This is a genomic window from Nocardiopsis suaedae, from assembly GCF_027706745.1.
Taxonomy (GTDB): Bacteria; Actinomycetota; Actinomycetes; order Streptosporangiales; family Streptosporangiaceae; genus Nocardiopsis_A; species Nocardiopsis_A suaedae.
The window spans coordinates 1-3,232 of record NZ_JAQFWP010000131.1; the positions used below are offsets into that span (position 1 = coordinate 1).

Below are 3,232 nucleotides of genomic sequence, written 5' to 3' on the forward strand. Positions count from 1 at the left end.
AACCAGGGCGTGCTGGACCTGGACGTCCCGGTCAACGCCTCGGGCAACGCGGTCGGCGCCATCGGCGGGGTCGCCGCGGCGGCCTCGAAGGACACCGGCGCGTTCGTCGACGAGACCGACGGCGGCATGAACGGCGGCGGCAACGGGGACAACGGCGACAACGGGGACGGCGGCGACAACGGCTACCGCCTCTCCCAGCTCGCGCCCGGCACCGGGGGCCTGGTCGACACCCTGAGCACGGCCGCCCAGCCGGCCCACCTGCAGGGCGGCGGCGTCGACGCCGGGCCCGTGCTGCACCAGAGCCACGGCCAGGTCGAGGACATCGTCACCTCCGGCAACGGCTCGGTGGTCGGCGGCAACCAGATCGTCGGCGACGCCGACGTGCCCGTGAACGTGTCCGGCAACGCGGTCGCCGGGGTGCTCAGCAGCGCCGCCGCGACCTCCGAGGACACCGGGGCCTTCATCTGGGACGAGGACGACCGGGGCATCGTGACCTCGGGCAACGGTTCGGTCCTGGGCGGCAACCAGGGCGTGGTCGACGCCGACGTCCCGGTGAACGTCTCGGGCAACGCGGTCTCCGGGATCGCCAGCACGGCCGCCGCCGCCTCTGAGGACACCGGCGCCTGGGTCGACCACGGCGAGACCGAGATGGTCCGGACCTCGGACGCGTCCTCGGCCCGGCAGGAGGCCGGCGACTCCGGCGCGCTGCCCGCCCCGCTGGACACCCTGCCGCTGAGCAACGAGCTGCCCGCCGCCCCGGCCGCGCCCGAGCTGCCCGGCTCCGAGGCGCTGCCGCTCAGCAACGAGCTGCCCGAGCCGGTGGACCTGCCGGCCACCGACTCGCTGCCGCTGAGCGCCGAGCAGCTGCCCGAGGCGCCCGTGGAGGCGCCCGCGGCGGAGGCCCCCGAGGCCCCCGCGGAGCTGTCGGGCCTGCCCTCCGGGGGCGAGGCCAAGGACCCGGTCTCCTCCGTGACCGACGGCGTGGCCGGCGGCGTCACCGAGGGGCTGGGCCTGGGCCTGTAGCACCGGACTGCCGCGCGGCGGCGCGTCCCCACCCCCGTTTCCGACAGACGCGGTGGACAGGCGGGGGACCGGGGCGCCGCCCGCGGCGCGAAGGCGAGGCGAGTCCCCGCGGAGGCGTGCGGCCTACCGCGGGGGCTCGCCGCGTGCGTTCGTGATCACGGCCGGAACCGGCCATCCGGCCGGGATCGTCGGTATACCGTCGTGACCGGCGAATCCGTTGGGGCGTGCGTCCCCTCCGGGGCTAATGTGAGGGAATTCACAACGTGCGGACCTGTCGGATGATCCTTCGGCGGACGGTCACCTTGCGGGTGCCGTCGCGGTAGACGCGTACACGGGCCAGTTCCCACCGCCCGTACTCGGCGTGGTCGGTCAACGCCTGCCGCGTCACACTGCGCGACGTCCCCCTCGGGAAGACGATCTGCCGGTACTCGTACTCCACCATTGCGCCTATTCTGCGACTCCCGCAGGATTCGCGCCACGGGCTCCGCGGCCCGGAGGGCGCCCGCGGCCGGAGCGGGCTCCGGGCCGCGCCGACCGGGAAGCGATCCGCGGGCCCGTCGGTTACCGTCAGTTGCGGGGGATCCGACGGCCTGCGTTCCGCGGCGGGCCGCACAGACAGCGCAAGGCGAGACGTAGGGGAAGAGCGTGCCACCCAAGAAGGGCAGCGCCGGCAAGAACGGCTCGAAGGACTCCGGTACGGCGACCGGAGGGAACCGGCTCGTGATCGTCGAGTCGCCCGCCAAGGCGAAGACGATCGCGGGCTACCTGGGTCCCGGCTACACCGTCGAGTCCTCCATCGGGCATATCCGCGACCTGCCGACCAAGGCCGCGGAGATCCCGGCGCGCTACAAGTCGGAGCCCTGGGCCCGGCTCGGGGTGGACGTCGAGCACGACTTCGAGCCGATCTACGTGGTCAACACCGACAAGAAGTCCCACGTCAAGAAGCTCAAGGAGCTGGTGGCCCAGGCCGACGAGCTCTACCTGGCCACGGATGAGGACCGCGAGGGCGAGGCCATCGCCTGGCACCTGCGCGAGGAGCTGGCCCCGAAGGTCCCGGTGCGCCGGATGGTCTTCAACGAGATCACCCGGGACGCCATCCGGCACGCCGCGGAGAACACCCGCGACCTGAACCTGCGCCTGGTCGACGCCCAGGAGACCCGGCGCATCCTGGACCGCCTCTACGGCTACGAGGTCTCCCCCGTGCTGTGGAAGAAGGTCATGCCGAAGCTGTCGGCGGGCCGTGTGCAGTCGGTGGCCACCCGCCTGGTGGTCGAGCGCGAGCGCGAGCGGATCGCCTTCACCTCCGCCGAGTACTGGGGCCTCAAGGCGGTCTTCGACACCCTGGGCGCCTCGGGCGAGGGCCCCGGCACCTTCACCGCCAACCTGGTGTCGGTGGACGGCTCGCGCGTCGCGGTCGGCCGCGACTTCACCGCCCAGGGCGAGCTGCGCTCGTCCTCGGGCGTGCTGCACCTGGACGAGCAGGCCGCCAGAGCCCTGGCCGAGCGGCTCTCCGGCTCCGACTTCGCGGTGCGCACCGTGGAGCGCAAGCCCTACAAGCGCTCGCCGTACGCCCCGTTCCGCACCACCACGCTGCAGCAGGAGGCCTCCCGCAAGCTGGGCCTGTCGGCCAAGCAGACGATGCAGGTCGCCCAGCGGCTCTACGAGAACGGCTTCATCACCTACATGCGCACCGACAGCACCACGCTGTCGGACAGCGCCGTGGCCGCCGCCCGGGACCAGGCCACCCGCCTGTACGGCGCGGACCACGTCCCGTCCAAGCCGCGGGTGTACTCCAGCAAGGTGAAGAACGCCCAGGAGGCGCACGAGGCGGTCCGTCCGGCCGGGGACACCTTCCGCACCCCGGCGCAGACGGGGCTCTCCGGCGCCGAGTACCGGCTCTACGAGCTGATCTGGAAGCGCACCGTCGCCTCCCAGATGAAGGACGCGGTGGGCGAGTCGGTGACGGTCAAGGTGGGCGGCGCCTCCTCGGCCGGGGAGCAGGCCGAGTTCACCGCCACCGGCAAGATCATCACCTTCCACGGCTTCCTCAAGGCCTACGTGGAGGGCGCCGACGACCCCGAGGCCGAGCTGGACGACCGCGAGCGGCGGCTGCCCCCGGTCGAGGAGGGCCAGGCGCTCAAGTCCGACTGTCTCTAATACACAGCTGACGCTGCCGCCGACAGCCTGAGTGTCGATCTCGGTGGGCGGC

The 3,232-nt window shown here is 72.8% G+C and carries 2 protein-coding genes and 1 pseudogene; 2 read left to right on the forward strand and 1 reads right to left on the reverse strand.

The annotated features are described in order from the left end of the window. Nucleotides 1-1,023 (forward strand): annotated as a pseudogene (locus tag O4U47_RS31110) (hypothetical protein); the annotation flags it as partial. A gap of 256 nt (nt 1,024-1,279) precedes the next feature. Here O4U47_RS31110 and O4U47_RS31115 read toward each other — a convergent pair. Continuing rightward, complete coding sequence (locus O4U47_RS31115) at nt 1,280-1,465, reverse strand: DUF5703 family protein (protein WP_270681580.1); 186 nt, start codon at nt 1,463-1,465, stop codon at nt 1,280-1,282. 203 nt (nt 1,466-1,668) lie between these two features. On the opposite strand from O4U47_RS31115, the gene topA reads away from it, so the two are divergent. Beyond that, entirely contained in the window at nt 1,669-3,180 is a 1,512-nt protein-coding gene (topA, locus tag O4U47_RS31120) for a type I DNA topoisomerase (protein WP_270681581.1), read from the forward strand. Nucleotides 3,181-3,232: the final 52 nt, after the last annotated feature.